Raw genomic sequence first — 21,070 nt, forward strand, 5'->3', positions numbered from 1 at the left:
CGGAATCCGCGACCCCGCCGGCATGTGCCCGGCACCGGACAGGAGGTTGAGAGAAATGCGGACACTCGTTACCGGCGCTGCGGGGTTCATCGGATCCACCTTGGTCGATCGCCTTCTCGCCGAGGGGCATCACGTGGTCGGGATCGACAACCTCAGTTCGGGTGCTGCGGCCAACCTCGATCGGGCTCTCCGCGGCGAGCATGCGAGCGGCGCAGGCCGATTCACGTTGGTAAAGCTCGATATTCAGAATCCTGAGCTCGTCGACGTCGTTTCGGGCATCAACCCGGATGTCATCTTCCATCTGGCCGCGCAGGTCGATCTACGGGCTTCGGTCACCGACCCGCAGTTCGATGCGCGCAGCAACGTGCTGGGCACGATCAATCTCTGTGAAGCGAGTCGGCGGGCGGGCGTCCGCAGGGTCGTCTACGCCGCTTCGGGCGGCTCTCGTTACGGCACACCGGCACGCCTGCCGGTGGAGGAAGGCTCACCTCTCGCTCCGCTGTCGCCCTATGCGGTGGCGAAACTCGCCGGTGAGCTCTACCTGGGCGCATACGCCGGAATGTATGGACTGGAACCGATCTCTCTGGCGCTGGCCAACGTCTACGGCCCGCGTCAGAACCCACATGGGGAAGCCGGAGTGATAGCAGTTTTCGGCAGCGCCCTCATCAGCGGTCGTCCCGTGACCGTGTACGGGGACGGGACCGCCGCCCGCGACTACGTCTACGTCGACGATGTCGTCGAGGCCTTCGTGCGGGCTGCCCATGCACCCGGTTCCGTGACGGGTACCTACAACATCGGAACCGGGCGACAGACCACGGTCACGGAAGTGCACCGGCTGATTGCCTCGCTGCAACAGGATCCGGCACCGCCCCTGTATGCCGAAGCCCGAACCGGTGAACTACAGGCCATCGCCTTGGACACCAGAAGGGCGAAACAGGATCTCGGGTGGTCGCCCGCGGTCGATGTTGCCGAGGGGATCCAGCGCACCGTGCAGTGGCTGCGCACCGTTCCCGGGCTTGCGCCGATTTCGTCGGCGAGCGCCCCGATCGGCGCGCGTTCCGCCGGAGAGGAAGTCCGTAGTGCCTCGTGATGCCACCGACGGATTTGTCAGGGCGTTGTGCCCGCCACGACCGTCCCCGCAGATTCGCTACCGCCTGCTTGCGGCGGCAGTGACGGCGCTCGGTGGGATCGCGATCGCGCTGAACGCGCCTCACACTTCGGGGCTCGCGGGTCGACTGTGGGTGGTGTCCTTCCTCATTGCGGCACCTCTGGTTGCGATCGCCCGCCTGTTGCCGGCCGTCAACGCTGCTCTCGCCTTGATGGTGGGGGCTGCCGGCGCCGCAGTCGTCAACACCCTGGTCGCGCAGTCGATGTTGGCGGCCGATGTGTGGTCACCGCATGGAGGCATCGCCGCTGTGGGCATTGCCGCAGCTTTCCTGTGGCTGGTGCCGATCGGCAGGCCGGGTGCCGAAACACGGAGTGCCGAACCCCATCTTCGCCGTCGTCCCTCGGCGGGTGACGGCGACCTTCCGCAATCGCCGTCCCACTCCACAACGAAGGCAGGTGCTGCATGACAGCTGCGACCCCCCGGTGCACCCTCACTCTGGGTGTGGTGATCTGCGCCTACACATTCGATCGGTGGGACGACGTTCTCGCCGCCGTTGCGTCGGTTCGGAGCCAGACGATGACGGCACAGGAGATCGTAGTCGTTGTCGACCACAATCCTGATCTCTACGACCGTCTACGCAGTGCTCTACCTGACGTGACGGTCGTCGAGAACCGGAAGCAACGCGGGCTGTCCGGCGGTAAGGACACAGGCGTCGAAGTGACCTCCAGTGACGTGGTGGCCTTCTTGGACGACGACGCTGTGGCCCACCAAGACTGGCTTCGGCACTTTCACGACGCGTACACGGACGACAACATCGTCGGCGTAGGCGGCACGACCCTGCCGCTCTGGGAGTCCTCCCGGCCTCGGTGGTTTCCGAAAGAGTTCGACTGGGTCCTGGGTTGTACGTTCACCGGGAGGGAACCCGGCCCGGTCCGGAACCTTCTGGGCGGCAACGCCTCCTTCCGTCGCGAGGTCTTTTCGGTGGCGGGCGGGTTCCCGAGTCACATCGGCCGGACCTCGGCGCAGAGCCGCCCCCTGGGCTGCGAGGAAACGGAATTCTGTGTCCGGGTCAACCAGCACCGGCCCGACTGGACGTTCGTCTTCGAGCCGAGTGCGGTGATCTGGCACCGTGTGCCGGCCGCGCGGGAGACATTCTCCTACTTCCGCTCTCGGTGCTTTGCCGAAGGGTTGTCGAAGGCAGCCGTGACCCGCAGCGTGGGCGTCGCGGACGGGCTCTCGGTCGAGCGGAGTTACACCACTCGTACCCTCAGCCGCGGTGTGGCGCGGGGGTTCGGTGACGCGCTGCGCGGAGACGTGACCGGGATCGAGCGCTCCTACGCGATCTCTGTCGGCCTGCTCGCTGCTGCGGCCGGATACGCGCGCGGTGGCGCGCCACTCCGCCGGCGGCCCGTGATGGCGGAGGCGAGATGACCGAGTCGGTTCCGATCCTCATGTACCACGCGGTGGGCGAAAACCCTTCAGCCGCAACACGACGTCTGTCCGTCGCTCCACGAGCACTGGACGAACAGCTTGCTTTCCTGGTGGATCACGGCTTCACCGGAATGACCTTCTCGGACCTCGCCGGTGCCTTCGAGACCGGAAAAGCGCTGCCCGAACGGCCGGTGGTTCTCACCTTCGACGACGGTTACGCGGACTTCGCGGAATGCGCCTGGCCGATTCTCCGGCGCTACGATTTTCCGGCGACGGTTTTTGTCACGAGCGGCTGGATCGCCGACGCCGGTTCGGATGCCGCCGGTACTCCACTGGACCGGATGTTGACCTGGGCGCAGGTCCGGGAGCTCGCGGCGGCGGGAATCGAGATCGGGGCCCACAGCCACAGCCATCCAGAGCTCGACCAGCTCGCAGACGCCGCGCTGCGCGAGGAACTCCGCCTCGGCCGGACACTGCTCGAAGAGTGCATCGGCGCCCCGGTGCGAACCCTTGCCTACCCCTTCGGTTATTCCACCCCGCGGGTACGGCACGCGGCCCGGGCGGCGGGCTATCGCTGCGCCGCGGCCGTGAGGAACATCCCAGCGAGCTCGTCCGACGACATCTTCATGCTTCCGCGTCTCACCATCCGTCGCAGTACCGATTCGAGCACCTTCGCCTCGATCATGACCGGTGGCGACAAGCAGATCTTCCGCCGCGACCGCCTGCTGACGGCAGCTTGGGCAGCTGTGCGCAGCACCCGACGGGCCGGAAAGGGGGTACTGGGGCGTGTATGAGCGTGCGGTCGCGACCCGAGTCACCGACGACCTTCCCACGGCCGATCCCAGGGTTGCCCAGGGCGGCGTAGGTGTTCGTCGGGGCGGTCCGCCCTTCCTGCGGAACGCCTATGCCCTCGTCCTCAATACCGGTATCTCGGGTGCCTTGGGTCTGGCGTACTGGATCCTCGCGGCGCATTACTACGACGACTCGGACGTCGGCCGCGGATCGGCCGCCATTTCGGCGTTGATGCTGTTGACCGGTCTGGTGTCGGTCAACTTCGCCGGCACGCTGAACCGCTTCATCCCCGAGGCCGGAAAGCGAACGTTCACCGTCGTCGCGCTCGTCTACGTCGTCACGTCCGCCGCGGTCGCCGTCCTCGCCGTGGCACTACTGTTCGCACTCCACACGCTCGGAGGACCCGCGTACGACATCCTCCGCGAGCCGGACACGCGAGTGTGGTTCATCGCCGCGGCGGTGGCCGCGAGTGTGATCACCGTGCAGGACAGCGTGTTGACAGGACTGCGGGCGGCGGTCTGGGTGCCCGTCTGGAATGCGGCGTTCGCCGTTGCCAAGCTGGTCCTTCTGGTCGTGCTGGCCGAATCGATGCCCCGGTCCGGAGTGTTCTTCTCCTGGATCGTTCCCATGATCATCGTCATGTTCCCGGTCAACCTGCTGATCTTCGGCACACTCCTGCCGCGACATGTACGCAGGTCGACGGTAGAGACCGAGTTGACGGTTTCGCAGACGGGCCGGTTCTTCGCGGCAGACTATCTCGGTTCGCTGTTTCTGTACGGAATCATGTTCCTTGTCCCGATTCTGGTCGCAGTACGGGTCGAGCCGCACACCTACGCGTACTTCTTTCTGGTCTGGTCCGTCGCCACCATGATGAATCTCGTGGCCGTCAACATGGCCACGTCCATGGCGGTGGAGGGTGTGTGCGACCCGTCGAGTCTGGCCGGCGATTGCCGCTCTGCGCTGACCCGGGCTCTGGGGCTGCTGATGATCGGTGTTGTCGGGATCGGTCTCGCGGCGCCGTACTCCCTCGGGCTGCTCGGTACCGGATACCTCGACGCGGTGCCGTTACTCCAATTACTCGCCCTCGCCAGCCTGCCCAGCGCAGTCGTGGACATCTACCTCGGCACGCTGCGGGCGCGGACCAAGCGCAGGCGCATCATCGCGGTGCAATCCCTTCGGGCAGTGGCCGTGTTGGGATTGGTTGTCGCCCTGCAGCACTACCATCAGTTCTTCCTGCACTTCGGCGACCCGAGGCTGACGGCGGTGGGCGCGGCGGTTCTGCTCGGCCAGCTCATCGCAATGCTGGCGGTGCTCCCAGAGCTCGGACAGCTTCTCGGGTGGCGTCGGCGATACACCCCGCCGATCGCCGACGGCGGGGAGACCGTATGTCCCTGATCGACATGTCCCTGATCGACGGGGAAACGCGCCGGCCCGGCCGGGAAACCCACCGTCCTCGGCCCAGCGAGGACGGAGCGCGACAGGCAAGGTCGCGACTGGTCGGCAGCCGGGCCGTCCGCGTGGCGTTTCTCTGCGTTCTGACCGTCGCGGCGGTCGCGTTGTACCTCGTCAAGTTGCGGAGTGTCGATCTCGACGCCCTGACCGGTCTCGGGTTGATCTCGGTCCTGCCGGTGCCGACGTTGCTCGGGGTGGGACTACTCACCGTCGGCTACATCGGGACGCTGTCCCTGCGGCGGCCCTGCGTCTGGCTGCTCTGTACCCAGCTGGTGCTACTCGTCATGATGCTGCACGGCATCACGATGCTGCTCGAGTCCGAGCCGCGCTTCGCGATCAGCTGGGTCCACGCCGGCTTCGTCGAGTTCGTCGATCGCACCGGGACCACGGCGCCGGGCCTCGACGCCCGATGGTCCTGGCCAGGCTTCTTCGGGCTCGCCGCGTTCGTGCTCGGGTCGGGCGAGATGGCGGCGCTGCACACCGTCCTCTTCGTGACACCGGTGGTGCACAATCTGCTGTACCTGGTTGCGCTCGGGCTGCTGCTGAGCACCCTCCGGATGTCTTGGCAGGCAAAGTGGTTGGCGGCGTTGTTCTTCTGTCTTCTCAACTGGATCGGGCAGGACTATTTCGCCCCTCAGGGCTGGACCCTGCTGCTCTACCTGCTTTTCGTGGGCTTTCTCGTCATGTGGTTCCGCACACCCCGCGGAACGTCGGAGGACCTGCCGAGGCCGCTGCGCCGGCCGGGCAAACTGTGGCGGTGGTTCTGGGGCGACCGTTCACGGGGTGAGCTCCCGCCCAGAAAGGCAGCGTCGTCGGAACGCATCGTTGTGCTTGCGGTTGTGGTGGGCCTGTTCGCCACGGCCACCGTCAGCCACCAGCTGACCCCCTTCGCCATGATCGTGAGCGCCGCCGGGCTGGTCGTCGCGCGTCGGTGCACTCTCACCGGACTCCCCGTGCTCCTCGTGGTGATCGTTCTGGCGTGGATCAGCTTTATGACCCACGAATATTGGGGAGGCAAGCTCGGCGAGTTGATGAGCGGGGTCGGGAATATCGGCGGGACCGTGTCCTCGAACATCGCGGACCGAGCCGGCCTCGGCGCCGCCGAACATCTGTTGGTCGTGCGCGCCCGGGTGCTCGCGGCCCTGCTGGTCTTCCTGATCGCCGGGGTGGGACTGCTCCGCCGGCGGCGGCGCGGCATCGAGGACCGCGTGCTCCTCGTGTTGCTCGTGGCCCCGGTCGGTCTGGCGCTCATGCAGAGCTACGGCGGCGAAATGGCCTTGCGCATATACCTGTTTGCGCTCGCGCCCGCGAGTGCGCTTGCCGCATTGGCCTTGTTCCCCCGGCCGGCATCTCGCCCATCGCTCCTTGCGCGATGCATGGCGGGCGTATGCGCGCTGGTCATGATGTTCTCCTTCTTCGTCACCCGCTACGGCAACGAGGCATTCGAACGTATCCCGGAAGGGGCGGTCAGTGCGGTGGGGACGGTCTACGAGCACACGTCCGGCAGTGTGAAGTTCCTGTACGTCACCGCTGTGCCCGAGCTCGGCTCCACCCCCTTCATGCCGCTCGGCTATCGCGACGTGGAGCGCGTCCATTGGACGAACACGATGGCGCCGGTCGATCCGGCCGACGTGACCGGGGTGTTGCAGTCCCTGAGGGATCAAGGGCCCGGGGGCTACCTGATCACCACACGAAGTCAGGAGGCATTCGTGACGTTCGGCCAGGGTTATCCCATCGGCTGGGGTGAGCAATTCCGTCACGCGCTCGCCGGCGCCCCGGGGGTTCGGGTGGTCGTCGAAAACCCGGACGCGTCCATCTACGCCCTCGATCGGCCCGCGGGGGACGAAGCCGAACCATTCGTTCCACCACCCACCGGATTGCAGGTGTGGCATACACCGTGGACCCCGGCCGGTGTGGTCTTCGTGGTCCTGCTGTCGGGCATTCTGGGCGTGCGTGAGGCGTGGCGAATTCGCCTCGGGCCCGACGAGAAGAAACGCCTCCGCGCACTCACATTCGCCGCCGTACCGCTGCTCATCGGATTCGTCCTCGTCGTCCTCGAGCGTTTCGTGTTGCTGACGTCATGAGGAGCGGCAAGGACCACCTCGAACCGGGACCGTACCTACTAGACCACTAGGAAATCATGTCTCACACCGTCTTTCCCCGTATCGGTACCGGCTCTGCCGACACCGATATCGCCGGCGATGTGGTGGCGGACTTCGTCACCGCGGTCGGAGATCGGCCCCAGGGTGCTGCCATCGTGCACAACGGGTCCGTCATCACCTATCGAGACCTTGCGGATCGGGTCCGAACTACCGCATTGCGTTACCGGGAACTCGGATTCGGCGCCGATACTCCGTCAGGTCGGGTCGGCGTGCTGGTGTCGCACACACCCGCGGTGATAGATCAGCTGCTCGGAATACTCCATGCCCGTGCCGCCTACTGCCCGATCGACGCCGCACTCCCGGTAGCCCGCACGCAGGCGCTCGCCGCGGCACTCGGCGTGGATCGTCTGTTCGCGGCAGACCGGGATCCACACGAGCCGACGACCCTGCGGACCGACATGCCCGACGACGACCGGATCGTCGCGGACGCCGAACTGCTGCAGCCGTCATGTCACCGGGACGATCCCGCGTACGTGCTGTGCACCTCGGGATCGACGGGGGCACCGAAGCCGGTGGTGGTCTCGCGGCAGGCCCTCGCCGTCACGGTGCGGGCGCTGCGCGACCTCTTCGCGCTCACCCCGGAGGACCGTGTGCTCCAATTCGCCTCACTCGGCTGGGACACTTGCTTGGAAGAGATTCTGCCCGCATTGACCGCCGGCGCGGCTCTGGTGTTCGATGACGCGGCCCATTCCGGGGCGTTCCCGCCCTTCCTGCGCATGCTGGCGGAACGGGATATCACCGTGCTCGACCTGCCGACGGCGTTCTGGCACGAACTTGTACTTTTCCTGCACGAGGAGCAGGTGGGGCTGCCGGCCGGCGTCCGGCTGGTGGTGGTCGGCGGCGAGCGGATCGATCCCACCCGATTGCAGCAGTGGCGTGATCTCGACATCGGGCATGTCCGGTTGCTCAACACCTACGGATGCACCGAAACGACGATGGTGACCCACGCGGTGCAGCTGAGCGGCCCCGGCACAGAACCGGAAGTCGCGGCGAACGACGCCGAGGCGCCACTCGGGCGCCCGTTGCCCCACGTGCGCGATCACGTCACCGACGAGGGCGAGCTGCTCGTCTCGGGCGAAGCCCTCGCCACCGGCTACCTCGGATTGCCGGAACTCACCGCAACCGGCTTCCCGGTCGCCGATCACGGATCCGGCCCGGCCCGGTGGTTCCGGACCGGAGATCTGGTCACCCGCGGGGAACGCGGGCTGTTGTATGCACGCGGTCGCATCGATGAGCAAGTGAAAGTTCTTGGTGTGCGCGTACATCCGGCAGAAGTCGAGCTACAGTTGACCGGTCACCCCGCGGTCGCGGGTGCCGTCGTGGTCGGTGAACGGCTACTCGGGCGCACAGCGCTGACGGCGTACGTAGTTCCGGCAGGGGAGACGACCCCGGCCGAGCTGAAGCGTTACCTACGTGAGCGCCTCCCCAACCAATTCGTGCCCACTCGGGTGAAATTCGTCGCCGCGCTGGCATACACGTCCAGCGGAAAAGTTGATCGGGCGGCAACACAGCGTGCCGCAGTGCACCACGACAACAAGGGAGTAGTCCGATGAGCCCCGACCACATTGTCCACATCTTCCGCAGGGTCCTCGATGCAGATGCGGTGGACGAGCATTCCGACTTCTTCGAGCTCGGCGGTGATTCGCTGCTGGCGACCCGGGTGCTCAGTGCGATCGCCCGAGACTTCGGGACGGAGTTGCTGTACGAGGACTTCCTCGACAACCCCTCGCCCGCAGGGTTGTTCGCCAAAGTTGCTGCAGTGGCACCATGAACGGGGGCAACATGCGCGTTGTCGTCGTCGGTGCCGGTCTGGCCGGGCTGACCGCCGCCGTCGACCTCGTGGAGGCGGGCGCGGAGGTCACGGTCCTGGAGGCGCGCGACCGGGTGGGCGGCCGGATGCACGGTATCCCGGTGTCCGCGAGCGTGGTCGCCGACGGGGGTGCTGCCTACTTGGGCGTACGGCACACCGAACTCCTCGCGCAGGTGCAGCAGTACGGACTGGACCTGGCCTCCACAGCGATGACCGGGGACAGCACGTTCTTGGTGTCGGATCAGCGGAAGACGACTGCGGGTCGGGTGCCCCCGCTGGACGTGGTCGCGCTCGGTGATCTGTTCGATCGGCTCGAGGACCTCGCCGCGTCGGTCCGGACCGACGCGCCGTGGGAGAGCCCGCAGGCAGAACGTCTCGACCGGCTGTCTGCCGCGCGCTGGTTGGCCGACGAGGTCGGGCATCAGGACGCCCGAACCTTCTTCCCGCTGTTTCTCGGCGAGATGATGGCGGCCGATCCCGCAGCGATCTCCGTTCTCCACATGGCCTTCTACCTGCGCTCCGGCGGAGGGATCCGTTACCTCAACGCGTTCGAGGGCGGGGCTCAGCAGTGGCGGATCGACGGCGGCGCACACCTGTTGTGCCTGGCGCTCGCCGACCGGCTCGGTGAGCGCGTGCGGTTGGGTCATCCGGTCGGTGCGATCGATCAGGACGACAACGGGGTCGTGGTGCACTGCGTTCCGGATGCCGAAGGCGCACCGTCCGAGTATCGAGCCGACCGGGTCGTCGTCGCCGTTCCGCCGTTGCTGGCGCAGCAGATCGAGTTTCGGCCTGCTCTGCGGGCGCCGCGAGCGACGACGGCCACCGGCCGTGGCTGCGCGGTCAAAGTACACCTGAGCTATCCGGCTCCGGTGTGGCGTGAGAGTGGCTTGTCCGGATGGTCGGTGAGTACGGACGGGCCGTTGCTGTCCACGGTCGACGATTCACCACCGGATGAATCTGCGGGCGTGCTCACCGGATTCGTCACCGGTGCGGCGGCGGCGACCTTCTCCGGGCTGTCGACGGCAGAGCAGATGGACGCGGTGCTGGCTCATACTCGCCGGCTCTTCCCGCAGTTGCCGCCGCCGACGAATTGCACCGTGACCGATTGGCCGGCCGAGAAATACAGCAGGGGATGCTATGCCGCGCTGTTCGGCCCGGGGGACTGGCTGCGACTGGGGCCGACACTGACCGAACCGCACGGCCGCGTCCACTGGGCCGGCACCGAAACCAGCCTGGAGTTCTTCGGGCTGATGGAGGGTGCGATCAGGTCGGGTCGACGTGTCGCGACCGAATTGATCCACGGCGCCGAACCGGCGGCCGTTACGCGAAAGGTTCTGTCACGATGACCACCTACATCGAGTCCCAGCAGGCGGGCTTCGGCGCTGTCGCCGATCAGCCGTACACGTATGTGCGCAAAGAGTTGTCCGAACCCGATTGGCGACGTTACCCGGGCTGGGCAACGGTCACCGAGGCCGAGTGGCGGGATCCGCAGTGGCAGCGTTCGCACTCTGTCAAGAACATCGGGCAGCTGCGCGCGGTCGTGGGGGACCTCCTCGACGAGCGCTTCTATGACGACCTGCACTCCGACCAGCAGCAACGCGCAACGATGTCGATGTTGCTGCCGCCGCAGATGCTGAACACCATGGCTCCTCACTGGGGGCAGGGGCGTCGCGGGCTCACCGAGGCCTTCTATGCCGATCCGATTCGGCGTTACATGTTGCCGGTACTCAGCGATCGCGATTCGGAATGGAGCTCACACCCCTACGCCGAGCGAGATTCGTTGCACGAGAGCGACATGTGGGTGGTCGAGGGACTGACTCATCGATACCCGACCAAGGTGCTCGCCGAACTGTTGTCGACCTGTCCGCAATACTGTGGACACTGCACACGGATGGATCTGGTCGGAAATTCCACACCGACGATCGACAAGGCCGAACTGACCCTCCATCCGGCTGATCGGCAGAACCGGATGCTGGACTACCTGAGAGCCACGCCGACGGTGCGGGATGTCGTGGTGTCCGGCGGTGATGTCGCCAACGTCCCGTGGCCGCGGCTGGAATCCTTTGTCCTGCAGTTGCTCGAGATCGACACCATCCGCGATATCCGATTGGCATCGAAGGCGCTTGCCGCGCTGCCGCAGCACTGGCTGCAACCGAAGGTGGTCGACGGAGTTGCGCGCGTGGCGCAACTCGCCGCGGCCCGAGGCGTCAATCTGGCGTTGCACACCCACATCAACCATGCGCAGTCCGTGACTCCACTGGTCGCGGAGGCGACGCGGGCACTGCTCGACGGAGGGCTGCGGGATGTGCGAAACCAGGGGGTGCTGATGCGCGGGGTGAATGCCACCGCAACGGACCTGCTCGACCTGTGCTTCGCGTTGCAGGGCGAGGCGAACATCCTGCCCTACTACTTCTACATGTGCGACATGATCCCGCACGCCGAGCACTGGCGGACCTCGCTGTGGGCAGCTCAGCAGCTGCAGTTGGAGATCATGGGCTACCTGCCCGGGTTCGCGACTCCGAGGATCGTGTGCGATGTTCCCTACGTCGGCAAACGGTGGGTCGATCAGGTGGTCTATTACGACCGGATCCGCGGTATCTCACACTGGAGCAAGAATTACCGCACCGGCTTGGACGGAACGGTCCCCGACGCACTGAGCCGTGTCTACCCGTTCTACGACCCGATCGGCAGTCTGCCGCCCTCCGGGCAGGCGTGGTGGCGGAAAGCATGTGAGGGCCCTTGTGACACAGCAGTTCCGGCCGGATTCGAGTTGGAGTCATGAGCACTACGAAGAGCGTGGAGTTGGCTCCGATCACCGATGCCGATGTGGGTGCGGTGGCGGACTTCTTGCACGCCAACCACAATGACCGAGTTCCCTGGGCGCTCTCGTGCTCCGCGGTGCCGTGGAAGGTGGAGGCACCCAATCACGGATTCATGCTCCGGGACGGGCAGCGCGTCGTCGGCACATTGTTGGCCTTGTACTCCGATCGGGTGGTAGCGGGCCGGGTCGAGCGGTTCTGCAACATGGGATCGTGGTGCGTGCTGCCCGACTACCGATCCCGGAGCCTTTCGCTGCTCGAGGCAATGTTGTCGCAGGATAACTACCACTTCACGGTCCTTTCTCCCGACGAGGGACCGCGGGAGATCCTCGCCTGGCGCAAGTTCCGCTTCCTCGATACGGCTGCGACACTCGTTCCCAACCTGCCGTGGCCGACCCTGCCCGGCCGAACGAGGATCAGCGCCGACCCGGACGTGATCGAAAAGACGCTCACCGGCACGGATCTCGAGCTCTACCACGACCATGAACACGCGCTCGCAGCGCATCACCTCGTGCTGACCCGCGGCCGGGACTCCTGTTACGTCATGTACCGGGAGTTTCGATACAAAGGCGCGCCGGTGTTCGCCACCGTCCTGTACGTCGGCAACCCTGACCTGTTCCATCGTGCCCTGATGCCGCTGACCCGTCATCTGTTGGTTCGTCACGGGCTCGTGGCAACCCTGGTGGAGTTGCGGATCATCGAGCACCGGCCACCCCTGTCGTTCACACTGAACAACTGGCCCAAGATGTACCGCAGTACCAGCCTGGAACCCGGGCAGATCGACGACCTCTACAGCGAGCTGGTGTGTGTGCCCTGGTAGGGGCGCTCGAAGCCGACGACGAGAAGGGCAGTAGCTCGACATGGTGGAAATGGTGATAGGTGCGGCAATGATGCTTGTCGTTGCGGTCTCGGCTGTGTTTCTCGTTCTCATCGCTCTCGACACGGCGCTTTTCCTGGTGCTCCGAGCGCGTATCCCCCAGAATCCGTCGTCGAACTCCGAACACGGAACAAAGCATGCGTGACGCCGGGCATATGAGGCCGTGACGCCCCGCATCCGGAGAGGGGACGCCGCCCGAATGAAGATCCCACGGTGGGTCACCGTCGGGTTACCCATCGCGGTGGCCGTGACCGCGCTGGTTGTGACCATGTGCCTGTGGACGCCCGCTCTTCACGCTTCCGGCGGGTCCGGCGACACCCGATGGCCCGGCTGGGGATTCACGCACACACAGTTCAGCGCCGACGACGGTGACCCCCCGGCGGTTGCCACGGCCGGCGGGGCGATCGAGTCGGTACCCATGGTGCAGGCTCAGGCCATCATGGGCTGGGGAGCGGACAACCCGGAGCCCTCACCCGGCCGATACGATTTTCGAAGCCTGGACCGGCGAATGGACTTCATTCTCCGCAGCGGCGGCATTCCGGTGATCGTCCTGTGCTGCGCCCCGGACTGGATGAAGGGCGGCGAGTCCGGAGAGACCGACTGGGACCGCTTGGAAGTTGCGCCGAGCCCCGAACGCTTCGCCGATTTCGCGGCGCTGAGTGCCACAGTGGCCGAGCGCTATCCCTACGTTCGCCATTTCGTCGTCTGGAACGAGTTCAAAGGGTTCTTCGACGACGAACTGGGACGATGGGACGCGCGTAGCTACACCGACCTCTACAACCTTGTCTACGACGCGGTGAAGGCGGTGAACCCCGCGAACCTGGTCGGCGGGCCCTACGTGGAGTTCGCGAGTAAACCGGTGGGTTCCCCCGACAGCTCTCCGCTGCTGCAGGGCCCCTGGGGGGCTGTGGACCAGCGATACATCGACGCTTTCGTCTATTGGAATCTGGGCAGGAAGGGGGTCGACTTCGTCGCCGTCGACGCGCACGCGACCACCGCCCAGGGCGCCCCGGACGAGTTCGTCGCCGTGCAGAAGTTCGCGGCAGTCACCACCTGGCTGAGGGCGCAGATCGATGTCCCCATTTGGTGGACGGAGTGGTATGTCGAGCCGGCCGGGCCGGGATGGTCGCCGGAGCGTCAGGTTGCGCTGCGCGCCGCCGCGATGATCGAGCTCGCGAGTAGTGGCGCAGACACTGTGTTGTACTGGAACCCGCGCCCGGACGGAGCGGAGTGTGCCGGGTGTCTGTGGACGGACACCTGGGCGAGCGGCGGTGGCCGGCCTCTGCCCTTTCTCGATGTGCTCCAGCGCTTCGCCCGCTGGTTTCCACCGACTGTCGTGCGGCGGAAGGTGGAGGTGGCGGACGGGTTGCTCGCTCTCGAGTCCGACCGCGCCCGCCTGATCGTCAACACCACGGACCGGAGGATCAGCGCCTACGTCGACGGTCGGCAGATCGAGTGGTCGGCCTACGAGATGCAGTGGGTGACGGCGGCCGGGTCCTGGTCCGGCGCGGCCGAGCCGCGATGACCCGGTACGCAAGTGAGATCAGGTTGAGGTAGCGACATCAGGCTGCGCACGCGAGGTCAGGCGGTGGAATCCGACGGTCGGTTGCGCTGCCAGGGCCAGCGACCGTCGATCTCGAGTTGCAGCGACCAGCTCAGGAAGGTTCGGATCAGCACGATCAACGCGAGCACCCCGACGGAAGTGAACGTGGGGGTGACCGCCACGGTTTTGATGATGTCGGCGGCTACCAGGAATTCGAGACCGAGCAGGATCGATCGTCCCAGACTGCGCCGATACTGCTCGTAGACGGCGACCCCAGGGGAGCGCACCCGAGCCGCCACCGCGGTCCATGTGGCGAACGCGGCGCCCAGGACGATGGCCGCGACACCCACCACGTCGATCGCAGAACCGACGTGCTCGAGGACCGACGAAAGCTCCATATCCAGCGTTCCTTCCGATGATCGGCAAGCCCTCCCCGTCGATGCTCGCAGAGTCCGCCGATTCTGCACCGGAACTTCGGTCGGAGTTCGACCTCGGACCCCCGATCGCCGCAACCACGCCGTAATGCGCAGGCAACTCCGACGACGTGAGCGCCGCTTACGTTTGCGCGGCCACGTTCGTTCTGTTCGAACGTGGCCGAGGCACGGAGTCGGGAGATTCGATGAACTTGGTGAAGAATTCGGGAGTCCACATCGGACTCGCTGCCGTCGCGGGACTGGCATTCGGGTTGATCGTCGGAGAATGGGCTGCGAATCTGCAGTTCGTCGGCGACATGTTCATCCGGTTGATCCAGATGTCCATCGTTCCGCTGGTGATGGCGTCGGTCATCGTGGCAACCGGATCGATGAGCGGCGCCGGGACGGGCAAGATCGCCTTCCGGACCTTCAAATGGATGATCGGGTTCTCCCTGGTGGCCGCGGTGCTGGCCTGGGTTCTGAGTTCGGTCATCCGCCCGGGTGACGGCATGGTCTTCGGTGGCGAGCTGGATTCGGCGCTCGAGGCGTCTGCCGGCGATGCCCTCGGTTGGCAGGACACCGTCGTGAACTTCGTGTCGAAGAACATCTTCGACGCGATGTCGACGGCGACCATGGTTCCCATCATCGTGTTCTCGTTGCTATTCGGTCTCGCGCTGCGCCAGCACATCACGAAGTCGGGTGACGATCGCGTCCTCACGTTTGTCGATCAGGTGCAGCAGATCGTGCTGACGATGATCCGGCTGGTCATGTACATCGCCCCCATCGGCGTCTTCTGCCTGCTGGCCTCCCTCGCGGGGGATGTCGGGTTCTCGGTCGTGACCACCGGCCTGAAATACCTGGGAACCACGCTTCTCGGCGTGCTCATCCTGTTTGCGTTCTTCACCGTGGTGGTGAGCGTGCGGACCGGGTTGAACCCGTGGAAGCTGCCGTCCAAGCTCGCCGAGCAGACGGCGATCGCGATCACCACGACCAGTTCGGCGGTGACCTTCCCGACGGTTCTCAAGAACACGGTGGAGAAGGTCGGCGTCAGCCAGAAGATCGCGAACTTCACGCTGTCGGTCGGACTGACGATGGGCTCCTACGGTGCCGTCCTCAACTACATGATCGTCGTGATGTTCTTTGCCCAGGCCGGAAACGTCGACCTGAGCATCGGGCAGATCGTTCTCGGCATGGGACTGGCGATCCTGCTCAATATGGGCACCATCACCGTGCCCGGCGGCTTCCCGGTGGTGGCGATGTTCCTGGCAACCTCGCTCGGTCTGCCCTTCGAGGCGGTGGGCCTGCTGATCGCTGTCGACTGGTTCACCGGCATCTTCCGGACGTTCCTCAACGTCAACGGCGACACCTTCGTCGCGATGCTGGTCGCCAACGCCGACGACGAGATCGACCGCGACGTCTACGACGGGCGCAAAGAGGTCACTGCCGACCCCCTCGACGTCGAAGAGTTCGACGACATGCTGGCGCGCGCCGACCGCGCGGACTGAACCGTCCGAGCTCGTCCTCGCGGCCGGACTGTTTCACCGGGGACCGGCAGGCTGAGGTTCGAGTTTGTCCACAGGTCGCCTGTTCCTCCCCGGAGTGCCGCCAAGGATCCCGGCCGGAGCCGGGGGTGCCGTCCGCTGCGGCACGCTGACGTCCGTGATGATCATCGGGGGTGTGGTCGCGGGGGCCGCGGTGGGTTCGGCGGTGTACGCGCTGGCAGCACGACTGGCGGGCAGGGTGCCCGCGGCAGGGATCTGTGAGGTCGCGTGTGCGGTGATCGGGGCCGTGGCGACCCTCGGCGGCACAGCCCCCGCCACGCTCGCCTTCGCACTTCTCGGGTGGTGGAGTGTCGGCCTGGCCACGGTCGACATCCTGGTCCGGCGGTTGCCGAACATCCTCACCCTCGGCGGTGGCGCAGGGGTAGTTTCCGTCGCCTGGTTCACCGGCCACGGCGCCGCGGCGCTGGCGGGCGCCGCACTGATGACGACTCCGATGCTCGTCGTGCACCTGGCATCCCCGCGGTCGCTGGGAGCCGGCGACGTCAAACTCGCAGTTGCGCTCGGGGCCGCCACCGCCGTCGCCGGCACCCGGGCGTGGCTCGTCGCGGCACTGCTCCCGTCGGTGCTGACCGTGCTGGTCGTGGCGGTCCTCGGAGTCGTGCGCCGCCGGGCTTCCCGTGCGGAGCCTGCACTGCCGGGGGTGCCGCACGGGCCCTCGATGTGCGCCGCTGCGTTGCTCGGATTCTGCGTGGAGCAATGACCAGGGGTGGCGTCACCGCGCGGGCGGCGCCCGTGGAAGGATGACGGGGTGCTGCGTTGGATAACTGCCGGAGAATCCCATGGTCCCGCCCTCGTCGCGATGCTCGAGGGGATGATCGCCTCTGTCGAGGTGACATCGGACGACATCGCAGACCAGCTCGCGCGCAGGCGGCTCGGTTACGGCCGTGGCGCTCGCATGAAGTTCGAGGCCGACAAGGTCACCATCATCGGTGGTGTCCGGCACGGGCGCACCCTCGGTGGCCCGATCGCCATCGAGATCGGCAACACCGAGTGGCCCAAGTGGGAAACCATCATGTCCGCCGACCCCGTGGCCCCGGAGCTGCTCGAAGGGCAGGCGCGTAACGCGCCGCTCACGCGTCCCCGACCCGGTCATGCCGACTACTCGGGCATGCTCAAGTACGGATTCGACGACGCGAGGCCGGTGCTCGAACGTGCCAGCGCGCGCGAGACGGCGGCGCGAGTCGCTGCCGGAACCGTGGCCCGCAACTTCCTCCGGCAGGCATTCGGTGCCGAGGTCGTCTCTCACGTGATCTCCATCGGCGCCTCCGAGCCGTACGTCGGCCCCGAGCCCGGAGCCGCCGATCTCGCGGCGATCGACGCGAGCCCGGTGCGCGCGTTCGGTAAAGCCGCCGAGGAATCGATGATCGCCGAGATCGAAGCAGCCAAGCGCGACGGCGACACGCTCGGTGGCATCGTCGAGGTCGTCGTCCACCGTCTGCCCGTCGGACTCGGTTCGTTCGTCAGCGGAGCCGATCGCCTCGACTCGCGACTTGCCGCGGCACTCATGGGGATTCAGGCGATCAAGGGTGTCGAGGTCGGCGACGGCTTCGAGACTGCGAGGCGACGCGGCAGCGCCGCTCACGACGAGATGCGCCCCGGGGCCGACGGTGTGCTCCGTTCCACCAACCGCGCAGGCGGTATCGAGGGTGGCATGACCAACGGCGAGACCTTGCGGGTACGCGCCGCGATGAAGCCCATCTCGACGGTCCCGCGGGCACTGTCGACCGTGGACATGACCACCGGTGACGAAGCGGTCGCCATCCACCAGCGTTCCGACGTGTGCGCGGTCCCGGCCGCGGGCGTCGTCGCCGAAGCGATGGTCGCGCTCGTCGTCGCGCAAGCCGCCCTGGAGAAGTTCGGCGGAGACTCGCTCCCGGAAACGGTGAGCAACATCGAGCACTACCTGAAAGGTGTTGCGGCGCGCCCGCCGCGGTAGAGGCATGGCGCCGCGTGCAGTGCTCATCGGTCCGCCCGGGGCCGGCAAGTCGACCATCGGCCGACGAGTCGCCCAGGCGCTCGACCTGTCGTTGCTCGACACCGATGCGGAAATCGAACGCACCACGGGCCGCACGATCCCCGAGATCTTCGAGCAGGACGGCGAACCGGTGTTCCGGCAGATCGAGGAGAAGGTCGTCGCCGAGGCACTCGCCCAGCACGACGGCATCGTCTCGCTCGGCGGCGGCGCCATCCTGTCCGACCGGACGCGGCAACGTCTGGCCGGACATACCGTCGTGTATCTCGAACTCAGCGTGGCCGAGGGGTTGCGGCGCACCGGCAACAACACCTCGCGGCCCCTGCTCAACGGGGGAGACCCCGCCCAGAAATATCGCGATCTGATGCGCCGCCGCCGCCCGTTGTACCGGCAGTCGGCGACCATTCGGGTGCGGACCGACGGTCGCAGCCCCGGCCGCGTCGTCCAGCAGGTCCTCGCCAAACTCGGTGCGGCGGAAGATGCCGCTGCCGTCCAGACCACTCCAGAGAATCGGAGCACCACACCGTGACCGAACCGGTACGCATCGACGTCAACACAGCTCATCCCTATCCCGTCGTCATCGGACGTGGGTTGCTCGGCGACCTCGTCGGCGCGCTGTCCGGCACCCGGACCGTCGCCATCTTCCATCAGCCCACGCTCACCGAGACCGCCGAGGCGGTGCGGGAGGCGCTCGCCGAGACGGGAATCGACGCCCACCGCATCGAGATCCCGGACGCCGAGGACGGCAAGGAACTTGCGGTCGCAGGCTTCTGCTGGGAGGTTCTCGGCAGGATCGGCCTCACTCGGTCCGACGCGATCGTGAGCCTCGGCGGCGGAGCAGCCACCGACCTCGCGGGGTTCGTGGCCGCGACCTGGATGCGCGGGGTGCGGGTCTACCACGTACCGACGACGCTGCTGGCGATGGTCGACGCCGCCGTCGGCGGGAAAACCGGGATCAACACCGAGGCGGGCAAGAACCTCGTCGGGGCGTTCCACGAACCGTCCGCGGTGTTCGTCGACCTCGCGACACTCGAAACGGTGCCCCGCAACGAGATCATCGCCGGACTCGCGGAGGTCATCAAGACCGGATTCATCGCAGACCCGGTGATTCTCGACCTCATCGAAGAGGATCCGGCAGCCGCGGTCGATCCGCTCGGTACGGTGCTTCCCGAATTGATCCGTCGTTCCGTCGAGGTCAAGGCGAAGGTTGTCGCGGCCGACCTCAAAGAAGCCGATCTCCGCGAAATCCTCAACTACGGACACACTCTCGGGCACGCGATCGAGCGGCGCGAGCGTTACCGCTGGCGTCACGGCGCCGCCGTGTCGGTGGGTCTGGTGTTCGCCGCGGAACTCGGGCGGCTCGCAGGCCGGCTCGACGATGCCACCGCGGAGCGTCATCGGACGATCCTCGAATCCGTCGGGTTGCCCACCACCTACGATCCCGACGCGTTCGGCGATCTCCTCAAGGGAATGCAGAGCGACAAGAAGAACCGCGCGGGGTTGCTGCGTTTCGTCGTGCTCGACGGTCTCGCGAAGCCCGGACGGCTCGAGGGACCGGATCCGGCCTTGCTGGTAGCCGCGTATTCCGAGGTGGCACGCCAAGGTTCGGCCGACGCCGGGACCATTCTGCTCTAGCGGTTCGGCGCCCGAGAGCGACGGGTGGCACGATCGTCGTATGAAACGTGAAGTCGCCGCCGCGCTCGAGTTCGAAGTCACCGAGCCGACCCGGATCGAAATGAAGATCGCTGTGGCGAACCCGGACGACGCCGAGGTTCGAGAGTCGATGCGGGTCGTCCACAACGACGACGAGATCACCGCCCGGGAGGTCGTGGTCGAGCACGGAACCAGAATCCACATGCTCGACTGCGCACCCGGCAAGGTGACCGTCGACTACTCGGCCACCGTGAACGGTTCGTTCCCCTCGACACCGGTAACCGAGGCCGACCTGTCGATGTATCTGCGCCCCAGCCGGTACGCGGAGGCAGACAAGTTCTTCGGGTTCGCCGCGTCGCGGTTCGGGTCTCCCGAACCGGATGCCGAGACGCTCGCGCGGATCGTCGAGTTCGTCGAACAGCACCTGATCTACACGCCGGGAGCCAGCCGCGGTACCGACAGCGCCGCCGACACCCTGCTCGCCGGTGCCGGGGTCTGCCGCGACTATGCGCACCTGACGATCGCGCTGCTGCGGGCGGTAAACATTCCCGCGCGACTGGTCTCCGTCTTCGCTCCCGGCTGCAGCCCGATGGACTTCCATGCCGTCACCGAGGCGTACGTCGACGGCGCCTGGTGCGTCGTGGATCCGACGCGGCTGGCCCCGCGCTCGTCCCTCGTGCGGATCGCCACCGGCCGGGACGCCGCCGACACCGCGTTCCTCGACAACCACGGCGGCAGCCTCACCTTGAAGAGTTCGAAGGTGACCGCCGTCGTGGTCGGGAGCCTGCCGGTCGACGAATACGCCTCGCCGGTTTCGCTCGGCTGACCCCCCTTCAGCCCGGCGGAGCCCAGGACGGATCGCGGCCGGTGAGTCCGAGCAACCTGTGTAGGGCGGGCGCGTCGCCCGGTACCGAGACGGCGGGGCCGAACAGCGCACCCTCCGTGCGTTGTTCGTCGGACACGGTTCCGGCGAACGCGAGGCACGCGGCGATCTCGTCGGGCTCGCACGCATAGGGCTGCCCGGTCGCGACGGCGAGGTCCCAGCCGTGCACGACGAGTTCGTCGAGTGCGACGAGCCCGGCGATCTCGCCTGGGAGATCGATGCCGCCCGCGCGGGTGGTGCCCGTCCACGCATCGGGATCACGCCACGCGTCGGCGAGGGCGCTCAGTCTCGCGGTCGCAACATCGTTCCAGCCGCCAGGAAGCTCACCTGTCGGGAGTGTCGGTGGCGCGTCGGTGAGGCCCTCGAAGTCCTTGCTCGCCGCCGCGGTGAAGGCGAGCGTCAGCCCGAGCACGTGGTCGACGAGCATCCCGACCGTCGCCTCGGTGCACGGTGTGGCCGCGAGCAGATGCTCGTCGCCGATCCCGTCGAGAACCCGGTCCATGCGGCGTGTCGCTACGGACAAATCGATCATGTCGGTCATCGGTATCTCCTCTGTGCGAAGGTCACCTGTGTTCCGACCGGCGACGCGCCCC

General features: G+C 66.6%; 21 protein-coding genes. 19 read left to right on the forward strand and 2 right to left on the reverse strand.

Translation table 11 applies throughout. The features are described 5' to 3' along the window. Positions 1 to 55: 55 nt before the first annotated feature. The 13 genes from ACLQ3J_RS02385 (at position 56) to ACLQ3J_RS02445 (ending at position 13,976) form a co-directional block, all read left to right on the forward strand. Complete coding sequence (locus ACLQ3J_RS02385; RefSeq protein WP_296550795.1) at positions 56 to 1,090, forward strand: NAD-dependent epimerase/dehydratase family protein; 1,035 nt, start codon at positions 56 to 58, stop codon at positions 1,088 to 1,090. Next, on the forward strand, positions 1,080 to 1,574 hold the full coding sequence (locus tag ACLQ3J_RS02390; protein ID WP_296550794.1) for a hypothetical protein: 495 nt from the start codon (positions 1,080 to 1,082) through the stop codon (positions 1,572 to 1,574). The genes ACLQ3J_RS02385 and ACLQ3J_RS02390 overlap by 11 nt, the downstream gene beginning before the upstream one ends. Further along, positions 1,571 to 2,539 carry a glycosyltransferase family 2 protein gene (locus ACLQ3J_RS02395; RefSeq protein WP_296550793.1) on the forward strand — a complete coding sequence of 323 codons (969 nt, stop codon included), beginning with the start codon at positions 1,571 to 1,573 and terminating at the stop codon, positions 2,537 to 2,539. The genes ACLQ3J_RS02390 and ACLQ3J_RS02395 overlap by 4 nt, the downstream gene beginning before the upstream one ends. Next, a complete protein-coding gene (locus ACLQ3J_RS02400; protein ID WP_296550792.1) occupies positions 2,536 to 3,333 on the forward strand; it encodes a polysaccharide deacetylase family protein in 798 nt (265 codons plus the stop codon). The genes ACLQ3J_RS02395 and ACLQ3J_RS02400 overlap by 4 nt, the downstream gene beginning before the upstream one ends. Then, positions 3,326 to 4,726, forward strand: a complete 1,401-nt coding sequence (locus ACLQ3J_RS02405; RefSeq protein ID WP_296550791.1) for a hypothetical protein — start codon at positions 3,326 to 3,328, stop codon at positions 4,724 to 4,726. The genes ACLQ3J_RS02400 and ACLQ3J_RS02405 overlap by 8 nt, the downstream gene beginning before the upstream one ends. Then, entirely contained in the window at positions 4,717 to 6,867 is a 2,151-nt protein-coding gene (locus ACLQ3J_RS02410; RefSeq protein ID WP_425902048.1) for a hypothetical protein, read from the forward strand. The genes ACLQ3J_RS02405 and ACLQ3J_RS02410 overlap by 10 nt, the downstream gene beginning before the upstream one ends. A 56-nt stretch (positions 6,868 to 6,923) precedes the next feature. Next, positions 6,924 to 8,498 (forward strand): AMP-binding protein, encoded by a 1,575-nt coding sequence (locus ACLQ3J_RS02415; RefSeq protein ID WP_296550789.1) that lies wholly within the window; start codon positions 6,924 to 6,926, stop codon positions 8,496 to 8,498. Beyond that, complete coding sequence (locus ACLQ3J_RS02420; protein WP_296550788.1) at positions 8,495 to 8,716, forward strand: acyl carrier protein; 222 nt, start codon at positions 8,495 to 8,497, stop codon at positions 8,714 to 8,716. The genes ACLQ3J_RS02415 and ACLQ3J_RS02420 overlap by 4 nt, the downstream gene beginning before the upstream one ends. Next, a complete protein-coding gene (locus ACLQ3J_RS02425) occupies positions 8,713 to 10,101 on the forward strand; it encodes a flavin monoamine oxidase family protein (RefSeq protein WP_296550787.1) in 1,389 nt (462 codons plus the stop codon). The genes ACLQ3J_RS02420 and ACLQ3J_RS02425 overlap by 4 nt, the downstream gene beginning before the upstream one ends. Then, positions 10,098 to 11,537: a KamA family radical SAM protein gene (locus tag ACLQ3J_RS02430; protein WP_425902049.1), complete on the forward strand. Its 1,440-nt coding sequence runs from the start codon at positions 10,098 to 10,100 to the stop codon at positions 11,535 to 11,537. The genes ACLQ3J_RS02425 and ACLQ3J_RS02430 overlap by 4 nt, the downstream gene beginning before the upstream one ends. Continuing rightward, the gene (locus ACLQ3J_RS02435) at positions 11,534 to 12,394 is read left to right on the forward strand and encodes a hypothetical protein (protein WP_296550785.1); all 861 of its coding nucleotides are present in this window, start codon (positions 11,534 to 11,536) and stop codon (positions 12,392 to 12,394) included. Before ACLQ3J_RS02430 ends, ACLQ3J_RS02435 begins: the two co-directional genes overlap by 4 nt. Before the next feature lie 67 nt (positions 12,395 to 12,461). Continuing rightward, the gene (locus ACLQ3J_RS02440) at positions 12,462 to 12,596 is read left to right on the forward strand and encodes a hypothetical protein (RefSeq protein WP_425902051.1); all 135 of its coding nucleotides are present in this window, start codon (positions 12,462 to 12,464) and stop codon (positions 12,594 to 12,596) included. A gap of 54 nt (positions 12,597 to 12,650) precedes the next feature. Next, the gene (locus tag ACLQ3J_RS02445; protein ID WP_296550784.1) at positions 12,651 to 13,976 is read left to right on the forward strand and encodes a xylan 1,4-beta-xylosidase; all 1,326 of its coding nucleotides are present in this window, start codon (positions 12,651 to 12,653) and stop codon (positions 13,974 to 13,976) included. 56 nt (positions 13,977 to 14,032) lie between these two features. Here the strand turns inward: ACLQ3J_RS02445 and ACLQ3J_RS02450 are convergent, their stop codons facing one another. Continuing rightward, entirely contained in the window at positions 14,033 to 14,392 is a 360-nt protein-coding gene (locus ACLQ3J_RS02450; RefSeq protein ID WP_296550783.1) for a DUF1622 domain-containing protein, read from the reverse strand. A 221-nt stretch (positions 14,393 to 14,613) separates the two neighbouring features. On the opposite strand from ACLQ3J_RS02450, the gene ACLQ3J_RS02455 reads away from it, so the two are divergent. The 6 genes from ACLQ3J_RS02455 (at position 14,614) to ACLQ3J_RS02480 (ending at position 20,420) form a co-directional block, all read left to right on the forward strand. Continuing rightward, complete coding sequence (locus ACLQ3J_RS02455) at positions 14,614 to 15,912, forward strand: dicarboxylate/amino acid:cation symporter (RefSeq protein ID WP_296550782.1); 1,299 nt, start codon at positions 14,614 to 14,616, stop codon at positions 15,910 to 15,912. 157 nt (positions 15,913 to 16,069) lie between these two features. Beyond that, positions 16,070 to 16,669, forward strand: a complete 600-nt coding sequence (locus ACLQ3J_RS02460; RefSeq protein ID WP_425902278.1) for a prepilin peptidase — start codon at positions 16,070 to 16,072, stop codon at positions 16,667 to 16,669. A gap of 48 nt (positions 16,670 to 16,717) precedes the next feature. Further along, complete coding sequence (gene aroC / locus ACLQ3J_RS02465) at positions 16,718 to 17,905, forward strand: chorismate synthase (RefSeq protein WP_422423887.1); 1,188 nt, start codon at positions 16,718 to 16,720, stop codon at positions 17,903 to 17,905. Between the two features lie 4 nt (positions 17,906 to 17,909). Continuing rightward, entirely contained in the window at positions 17,910 to 18,470 is a 561-nt protein-coding gene (locus tag ACLQ3J_RS02470; protein ID WP_169621798.1) for a shikimate kinase, read from the forward strand. Then, positions 18,467 to 19,576 carry a 3-dehydroquinate synthase gene (aroB, locus tag ACLQ3J_RS02475; protein WP_425902054.1) on the forward strand — a complete coding sequence of 370 codons (1,110 nt, stop codon included), beginning with the start codon at positions 18,467 to 18,469 and terminating at the stop codon, positions 19,574 to 19,576. The genes ACLQ3J_RS02470 and aroB overlap by 4 nt, the downstream gene beginning before the upstream one ends. A 40-nt stretch (positions 19,577 to 19,616) precedes the next feature. Continuing rightward, positions 19,617 to 20,420, forward strand: coding sequence for a transglutaminase-like domain-containing protein (locus tag ACLQ3J_RS02480; protein WP_169621801.1), 804 nt, complete (start codon positions 19,617 to 19,619; stop codon positions 20,418 to 20,420). Positions 20,421 to 20,427: 7 nt separating this feature from the next. Here the strand turns inward: ACLQ3J_RS02480 and ACLQ3J_RS02485 are convergent, their stop codons facing one another. Next, positions 20,428 to 21,018, reverse strand: coding sequence for a TIGR03086 family metal-binding protein (locus tag ACLQ3J_RS02485; RefSeq protein WP_425902055.1), 591 nt, complete (start codon positions 21,016 to 21,018; stop codon positions 20,428 to 20,430). Positions 21,019 to 21,070: the final 52 nt, after the last annotated feature.

Origin of the sequence: Rhodococcus sp. DT1 (assembly GCF_049844875.1) — a bacterium.
GTDB lineage: Bacteria > Actinomycetota > Actinomycetes > Mycobacteriales > Mycobacteriaceae > Rhodococcus.

Excerpts from the sequence above, each read along its gene's own strand:
- ACLQ3J_RS02385 (WP_296550795.1), top strand. The coding sequence starts at position 56 with ATGCGGACACTCGTTACCGGCGCTGCGGGGTTCATCGGATCCACCTTG.
- ACLQ3J_RS02395 (WP_296550793.1), top strand. The coding sequence starts at position 1,571 with ATGACAGCTGCGACCCCCCGGTGCACCCTCACTCTGGGTGTGGTGATC.
- ACLQ3J_RS02400 (WP_296550792.1), top strand. The coding sequence starts at position 2,536 with ATGACCGAGTCGGTTCCGATCCTCATGTACCACGCGGTGGGCGAAAAC.
- ACLQ3J_RS02410 (WP_425902048.1), top strand. The coding sequence starts at position 4,717 with ATGTCCCTGATCGACATGTCCCTGATCGACGGGGAAACGCGCCGGCCC.
- ACLQ3J_RS02415 (WP_296550789.1), top strand. The coding sequence starts at position 6,924 with ATGTCTCACACCGTCTTTCCCCGTATCGGTACCGGCTCTGCCGACACC.
- ACLQ3J_RS02420 (WP_296550788.1), top strand. The coding sequence starts at position 8,495 with ATGAGCCCCGACCACATTGTCCACATCTTCCGCAGGGTCCTCGATGCA.
- ACLQ3J_RS02425 (WP_296550787.1), top strand. The coding sequence starts at position 8,713 with ATGAACGGGGGCAACATGCGCGTTGTCGTCGTCGGTGCCGGTCTGGCC.
- ACLQ3J_RS02430 (WP_425902049.1), top strand. The coding sequence starts at position 10,098 with ATGACCACCTACATCGAGTCCCAGCAGGCGGGCTTCGGCGCTGTCGCC.
- ACLQ3J_RS02435 (WP_296550785.1), top strand. The coding sequence starts at position 11,534 with ATGAGCACTACGAAGAGCGTGGAGTTGGCTCCGATCACCGATGCCGAT.
- ACLQ3J_RS02440 (WP_425902051.1), top strand. The coding sequence starts at position 12,462 with ATGATGCTTGTCGTTGCGGTCTCGGCTGTGTTTCTCGTTCTCATCGCT.
- ACLQ3J_RS02445 (WP_296550784.1), top strand. The coding sequence starts at position 12,651 with ATGAAGATCCCACGGTGGGTCACCGTCGGGTTACCCATCGCGGTGGCC.
- ACLQ3J_RS02450 (WP_296550783.1), bottom strand. The coding sequence starts at position 14,392 with ATGGAGCTTTCGTCGGTCCTCGAGCACGTCGGTTCTGCGATCGACGTG.
- ACLQ3J_RS02455 (WP_296550782.1), top strand. The coding sequence starts at position 14,614 with ATGAACTTGGTGAAGAATTCGGGAGTCCACATCGGACTCGCTGCCGTC.
- ACLQ3J_RS02460 (WP_425902278.1), top strand. The coding sequence starts at position 16,070 with ATGATCATCGGGGGTGTGGTCGCGGGGGCCGCGGTGGGTTCGGCGGTG.
- ACLQ3J_RS02470 (WP_169621798.1), top strand. The coding sequence starts at position 17,910 with ATGGCGCCGCGTGCAGTGCTCATCGGTCCGCCCGGGGCCGGCAAGTCG.
- ACLQ3J_RS02480 (WP_169621801.1), top strand. The coding sequence starts at position 19,617 with ATGAAACGTGAAGTCGCCGCCGCGCTCGAGTTCGAAGTCACCGAGCCG.
- ACLQ3J_RS02485 (WP_425902055.1), bottom strand. The coding sequence starts at position 21,018 with ATGACCGACATGATCGATTTGTCCGTAGCGACACGCCGCATGGACCGG.